The organism is Corynebacterium sp. DNF00584, assembly GCF_001552965.1.
In the GTDB taxonomy this organism is placed as follows: Bacteria; Actinomycetota; Actinomycetes; order Mycobacteriales; family Mycobacteriaceae; genus Corynebacterium; species Corynebacterium phoceense.
Window position 1 is genome coordinate 21,132 of sequence record NZ_KQ959748.1, and the last position, 6,334, is coordinate 27,465.

Sequence of the window (6,334 nt, forward strand, 5' to 3'; positions counted from 1 at the left end):
GCGCGGCAGCATCCCCGGCTCGGGCCTATTTATTCGCTTTCTCCTGCCGGAACTCCGCGACTTCCGCCTGTGCGCGGTCAAAGAGCTCCTGCGCGTGCGCACGCCCCGTCTCCGTGCCGTCGAGTCCCGCGAGCATGCGCGCCAGCTCCTCTACGCGTTCCCTCTCGCTGAGCGTGCTCACGCCCGAGGTATACATATCCTTCGCCACGTGGAGGTGCGTAGTCGCATACGCCGCCACCTGCGGCAGGTGCGTCACCACGATGACCTGATTGCGCGTCGCTAACCGCGCCAGGCGGCGTCCAATCTCCACCGCGGCGCGGCCACCCACGCCAGCGTCGACCTCGTCGAAGACCATGGTCGTGCCCTCCGTATTCGCCGAAAGCACGACCTCGAGCGCCAGCATGACGCGCGAGAGCTCGCCTCCCGATGCCGTCGCCGCCAGCGGCCGGCCATTGAGCTGCAGCTCCACCTCGTTCGCGCCCGTCCTCGAATACCGGGCGTCCTTCACCGCGACCGTGAACTCCGAGGACGCCATGGCCAGCCCCTTGAGCTCCGCCGTCACGGCATCCCCCAGGCGCCGCGCCGCGTCCTCACGCGCCGCCGTCAGTGTCGCCGCGTGCGCGATCATCTCAGACTCCGCCGCTTTGACCTGCTTGGCCAGCTCTTCCAGCGCCTCCGTGGACGTGTCAATAGACGCCAACCGCTCGTTCGCGTGATCCCGCCACGCAAGCACGCCGTCGATATCCGGCGCGTACTTCCGGGTGAGTGTCTTCAGCTCTTGCTGCCGCGTAAGCGACCTCTCCAGTTCCTCCGGATCCGCAGGCAAATCTGCCAGGTACGCGCCAAGCTCACCGGCGATGTCGCCCAAGCGCGACGTGATTTCCGCCAGCTGCTCCCCCAACGCCTTGAGCTGCTTATCCTCCACGCCCGACAGTTGCGCCTGCGCCTGCCCCAACAAGGACGAGGCCGCATCTTCCTCGAAGCCCTCTTGCCCGTCGATGCTCCCCAACGCGACCGTGGCCGCCTCGCGCAGACCATCAACGTCCTGGAGCTTGCGAATGCGCTCGACCAAATCCACGTCCTCACCCGACTGCGGGTGCATGCCATCGATCTCATCGACCGCGAACTGAAGCCGGTCCACTTCCTGTGCCAGCTCGCGCCGCGACTCCGTGCGCGTCTTATAGTCCTTGGCCAACGCACGCCACGTACGGAATGACTCTGCGTAGGCCTCGCGCAGCGGCGCGACCGCCGGATCCGACCGATCCACGGCTCCGAGCTGCTGTTCTGGCGCGAGCAACCGCAGCTGATCGTTTTGCCCATGGACCGTAAGCACGAGCGACGAGAATTCCCCCAACGTCGCCGCCGGCACTGAACGTCCGCCCAGGTACGCCTTCGAACGCCCCGCAGCCGAGACCGTACGCGCCACGATAAACTCGCCGTTCTCATCCGGCGAGCCGCCCGCGTCCTCCACGACCGTCGCGGCCGCCTGCGCAATATCCGGCGCCGCCGTATCCACGGCAAATGTGCCTTCCACCGAGGCCTTCTTCGACCCCTGGCGCACACGCGTGGAATCTGCACGTCCGCCCGCAAGCAGGCGCAAACCAGTGACCACCATCGTCTTACCTGCACCGGTCTCACCGGTAAGCACGGTCAATCCCGAGGACAACTCCGCGCTGGCGCGTTCGATAACGCCCAGGTTCTCGATCGTGATGTCTGCTAGCATGCCCCGTAGTCTATCGTATTTGTGTTCGAAGCGTCCACACGTCCGCGCCCACGTCCGGCAACGAGTTAGACCGAGTAGTCGTCGCCGCCGCGCTGCGGGCCGCGCCACCCCGCCACAGGCAGCCGGAGCTTGCTCACCAGACGATCCGTAAAGGGTTGATTGTCGAGACGCACCCAGCGCACGGGGCGCTCACCCTTCACGGCCTCCACGCGCGCGCCGGCAGGCATATCCAACCGCCGAAAGCCGTCCATGCTCACCTGTGCCTCGGACGTCGACGACTCGGATTCCACGGCAACTCGCGACTGCGGCGAGACCACCAAAGGCTTGGTAAACAAGGCATGCGCGTTGTTGGGTACCACGAGAATGGCGTCGAGCTCCGGCCACAACACTGGTCCACCAGCGGAGAAGGCATACGCCGTAGACCCCGTGGGACTCGAGATAAGCACACCATCGCACCCAAAGGACGACACCGGGCGGGCGTCAATTTCCAGCACGGCGTCCAGCACTCCCGAATGGTCGAGGCTTTCCACGCTGGCTTCGTTGAGCGCCCACGAGCGTCCGATCTCTTTGCCGGCGCGGTCATAGACGACAACGTCGAGCGTCATACGATCCTCAATGCGGTAGGTTCGCGAGATCACCCGCTCGATGGCCTGTTCCAGGGACTCCGCCTCCCACTCAGCGAGGAAGCCCACGTGGCCCAAGTTGATGCCCAGAACCGGGATGTCCACCGCATGCGCCAAGTCTGCGGCGCGCAGGAAGGTGCCATCACCGCCCAAGACGAGCACCATCTCACACCCTTCGGCCGAGGCCGGCTCGTGCGGAACGAGATCCAGTCCCGACAGATCGACGCCCGGTGCCGGCGTCGCGCACACGCGCACCGTAATCCCCGCGTCGCGCAACAATTCCGCAGCGCGACGCATGGAGGCGACATTGTCTTCGCGCCCGGTGTGCGGCACAAGCAAAATCGTCCGCTGCGCGTCCTGCGTGCGGTCCGGCGTTGCGGTCATTACTGGGGTCCTTCCTCAATGGCCCGCACAACCATGTCGTGCAAAGCCTCGGCATCTGGATGCGTCGTTCCACCGTCTTTGACCAGCCAGAGGAAATACTCAACGTTTCCGCTCGGACCCGGTAGCGGTGACGCAGCCACTGCTTTGCAGCTTAGTCCGAGGGTCCGGGCAAAGGCAGCGATTTCTTCCGTGACCTCTGCCCGTAGCTCCGGCGATCGCACCACGCCACCGTGCCCCAAGCGGTCCTTTCCCACCTCGAACTGCGGCTTGACCATCGGGAGCAAGAATGCCCCATCGTTCAAGCACTCCACAATGGCGGGCAGAACCAACTTGAGCGAGATAAACGATAGGTCGCCCACCATCGCGTCGCATGGCCCTTCCGTGACCTCAAGCGTGAGGTTACGAATATTCGTCCGGTCGAGAACCATGACGCGCTCGTCGTTCTGCAGACGCCACAGTAGCTGTCCATAGCCCACATCAACGGCAAGCACCTCCCGCGCGCCATGGCGCAGGAGCACGTCCGTAAAACCGCCTGTCGATGCCCCTGCATCGAGCACCCGCAGCCCGTCAACCGAGACATCGAACGCCTCCAGCGCGCCCAACAGCTTGTGTGCGCCGCGCGATGCCCAATCGTCTTCCTCGGCCTTCTCAACGCGAATGGAGACTTCAGGCTCGACGATGGTCGCTGGTTTCTTGGCTTGGAAGCCCCCGACGTAGACGCGACCAGCCTTAATCCAGTCGACGGCTTGTTCACGTGAACGCGCAATCTTGCGGCGCACGAGCTCTGCGTCGAGACGGCGGCGTTTGAGGGCCATTAGTTCTCCTGAAGTACGTCACGCAGCACCGTGTGCGCGCGATCAAGCTGTTCAAATTCTTCGCGCAGATCCGCTGCCGGTTCGCCCAAGATATCACCGACACGCGTGTCGACGGACTCAGGACTCACCACCGAGTGCGGATCATGCGGCTTCGGGGCGGGCCGATGACCAGGCATGGACCCTGGAGTTGGTGCAGGCATCACCACCACGCCTTGACCGCACGCTCCGCTGCCTCAGAACGCGGTTGGATGTAGCGTGGCGGCTTGGGCAGCGCCCAGACGACCTCGAGCACGGTACGCAGCGCCTGCGTCGGTGTAGCGCCCTCATCTCCATGCTCAAGCAGGACATCATAACCATCGACGCGGGCCGTGAAACCACCCTGCGCACCCGGACGTGCTTCTGCCCGCTTGAGACCCAGATCTGCCAGTGTCGCGCCAATGTAATCGGGACGGTGCTTCTCCGGCGCCTCGATAAGAGCCATCGGGCCGCTCACTCCGGTAAGCACGTGGAAGGTGTCCATCGCAGCGGTATTGCCGCCCAAGATATCCGTGTCGAGACGGTCACCGACAGCCAAAGGCTTCGAGGAGCCCATCATCTTAGCGGCCTGAATGAACATCTCAGGGCCGGGCTTGCCCGCAGACAGCGGCTCCACGCCCGTCGACGTCGTAATAGCCGCGACGAGTGCACCGTTCCCCACTGCAAGACCGCGCTCCGTAGGCAACGAGGTGTCTAGGTTGGATGCAAAGAACTGCGCGCCCGCACGGATAGCCAGCGCCGCCTCAGACAGTTCGCGCCACCCAAGGTCCTTGCTCATGCCTTCGAGAACCGCCACCGGCTTGTCGTCTGCCGAAGAAACGACCTCAAAACCTGCGTCGCGCGCAAGCTTCTTATACGAGTCCGCACCGACCACCAACACCTTGGAGCCTGCCTTGATGTGCTGTGAGGCGAGGGAGACTGCCGCCTGCGCAGAGGTAAGAACATGCTCTGGATCGGCCGGGATATCTATAGCGCGCAACATCGACGCCACCTCTTCAGGCGCACGCGACGCGTTATTAGTCACGTAAATGGCTTTGACGCCACAGGCGTTAAGCACGTCAGCGACACCGGGAAGAGCGACGCCGCCCTCCCAGACTGTCCCGTCTAAGTCTAGCAACAAGGCATCATGCGTGGACAATAGACTCATTACAGTTCCTTGAGACGATCAGCGGCGTCAGTCGCTTCGTCCTCGTCGATCGCGACAGTGTGCTTGAACCATTCCTTAGCTTCGTCCGTACGACCAGCCTCCAGCAGTGCGTTGGCGTATGCGTAGCTCAAACGAGCAGCGCTCCCGCCGCGTGCCGCCTTATCCGGGCGTGCGCGCTGGATAGTGACCACGGCTGCTTCCGCCTGCCCCATATCAAGGCGTGCACCAGCAACGACAATAGCGAGCTCAATCTCGCCATCGCGATCGAGCATCTTGGCTTCTTCACTGCGGCCAAGCTCAATAGCCTTCTGCGGTCGGCCGAGCCCACGCTCGCAGTCCGCCATGACAGCAAGCATGCCCGGGCCGCCGGAAATACGGCGTGCCGCACGCAGTTCCGCCAGAGCCTCTTTCCACTCACCAGCGTGGTAGGCAGCAACGCCATTGATCTCGCGTGCCACGGACACACGACCCGCGCGATCCTTTGCCGCACGTGCATGGCGCAATGCGAGCTCCGGGTCGTCCTGCATGAGCATCGCAGCCATAATCATATGCTTAGCAGTCGCCTCAGCATTATCCTTCGACAACGACTTCAGGTCCTGAAGCACCGAAGGATCAAGCTCGTTCATATCGATATCGGACGGGACATCCGGGTCGTTCTGGCGACGATTGATGCGTTCCTCACGGAAGCCCGAACGCTGCGGCGAGTGACTCCGCTTCTTCTCATCACGGCGGTCATCGCGACGGCCACCTCCACGGCGGTCGTCACGACGGCCATTACCGCGGTGGTCGTTGCGACCACCACGTCGGTCGTCACGGTGATCGTTACGGCCGCCGCGACGGTCATCACGGCGCTCATTACGATCGCCACGGTATCCGCGGCGCTCGCCGTCCTCACGGCGGTCACGACGGTTGTCATCATCGCGCCCGGAGCCGAACGACGAACGCCCGCGACCCTCGTCGCGACGGCCATTACGGCCAGAAAACTTCCCCTGTGGCTTACCGCCACGGCGATCGCCATCGCGGCGCCCGTAGCTGTTGGAGTCAGACATATAGCCTTGCACTTTCCAGTTCGATGAATCAATCAAATACCCAGCCATACTACCCGCTACGGGAACAAAACCCTAGCGGCCACCGCGGGAACCAGCTAAAGAAACGGCAGTATTTCAATGAGCTCCCGTCGCCTGAAATTGGCGAACTTGAGTACATCAACCATCCCTCGGATCGAAATGGCGAGCGGTTACTCCGAGAGCAATTACGTCACAAGTACGAAACCAAAACAATCCGAGCCACGGCCCTCCTTTAACGCATGGAGCGCTAGAACATTACCAAGGACTGCCGCCGGGCCGGTGCGACTTACCCGCTACGTGCGTTGAAGTGTGAATGAGTCGTCTACAAACCGAAGAGAGTGTTGTGACTCGTTCATGTTTCACCAATGACACGCCGGCGCGTGGATGGGCCTGTCATATAGGGGTGTGCGGCGTCCCTGTAAAACGCGTAAAAGCAGCGAGGGCCGAAAGACACTTTTTGTCTTTCGGTCCTCGCTGCGTGTTATGTAGTTGTTGTTTGTTGTTGTTATGTCGGCGGTAACTTACTCTCCCACACCCTC

At 62.8% G+C, this 6,334-nt stretch carries 6 protein-coding genes; all 6 read right to left on the reverse strand.

Annotated elements, in window-relative coordinates:
• Positions 1 to 25 precede the first annotated feature (25 nt).
• On the reverse strand, positions 26 to 1,723 hold the full coding sequence (gene recN, locus HMPREF0307_RS05860; RefSeq protein ID WP_066489230.1) for a DNA repair protein RecN: 1,698 nt from the start codon (positions 1,721 to 1,723) through the stop codon (positions 26 to 28).
• A 65-nt stretch (positions 1,724 to 1,788) separates the two neighbouring features.
• Complete coding sequence (locus HMPREF0307_RS05865; RefSeq protein ID WP_066489232.1) at positions 1,789 to 2,730, reverse strand: NAD kinase; 942 nt, start codon at positions 2,728 to 2,730, stop codon at positions 1,789 to 1,791.
• Positions 2,730 to 3,545, reverse strand: a complete 816-nt coding sequence (locus HMPREF0307_RS05870; RefSeq protein WP_066489234.1) for a TlyA family RNA methyltransferase — start codon at positions 3,543 to 3,545, stop codon at positions 2,730 to 2,732. Before HMPREF0307_RS05870 ends, HMPREF0307_RS05865 begins: the two co-directional genes overlap by 1 nt.
• Positions 3,545 to 3,745 (reverse strand): hypothetical protein, encoded by a 201-nt coding sequence (locus HMPREF0307_RS12915; protein ID WP_141629264.1) that lies wholly within the window; start codon positions 3,743 to 3,745, stop codon positions 3,545 to 3,547. The genes HMPREF0307_RS05870 and HMPREF0307_RS12915 overlap by 1 nt, the downstream gene beginning before the upstream one ends.
• Positions 3,745 to 4,728, reverse strand: a complete 984-nt coding sequence (locus tag HMPREF0307_RS05875) for an HAD-IIA family hydrolase (RefSeq protein WP_066489238.1) — start codon at positions 4,726 to 4,728, stop codon at positions 3,745 to 3,747. The genes HMPREF0307_RS12915 and HMPREF0307_RS05875 overlap by 1 nt, the downstream gene beginning before the upstream one ends.
• On the reverse strand, positions 4,728 to 5,777 hold the full coding sequence (locus HMPREF0307_RS12540) for a tetratricopeptide repeat protein (protein ID WP_082723252.1): 1,050 nt from the start codon (positions 5,775 to 5,777) through the stop codon (positions 4,728 to 4,730). Before HMPREF0307_RS12540 ends, HMPREF0307_RS05875 begins: the two co-directional genes overlap by 1 nt.
• Positions 5,778 to 6,334: the final 557 nt, after the last annotated feature.

Coding starts and splice junctions, on each gene's coding strand:
- recN (WP_066489230.1), bottom strand. CDS start 1,723: ATGCTAGCAGACATCACGATCGAGAACCTGGGCGTTATCGAACGCGCC.
- HMPREF0307_RS05865 (WP_066489232.1), bottom strand. CDS start 2,730: ATGACCGCAACGCCGGACCGCACGCAGGACGCGCAGCGGACGATTTTG.
- HMPREF0307_RS05870 (WP_066489234.1), bottom strand. CDS start 3,545: ATGGCCCTCAAACGCCGCCGTCTCGACGCAGAGCTCGTGCGCCGCAAG.
- HMPREF0307_RS12915 (WP_141629264.1), bottom strand. CDS start 3,745: ATGCCTGCACCAACTCCAGGGTCCATGCCTGGTCATCGGCCCGCCCCG.
- HMPREF0307_RS05875 (WP_066489238.1), bottom strand. CDS start 4,728: ATGAGTCTATTGTCCACGCATGATGCCTTGTTGCTAGACTTAGACGGG.
- HMPREF0307_RS12540 (WP_082723252.1), bottom strand. CDS start 5,777: ATGTCTGACTCCAACAGCTACGGGCGCCGCGATGGCGATCGCCGTGGC.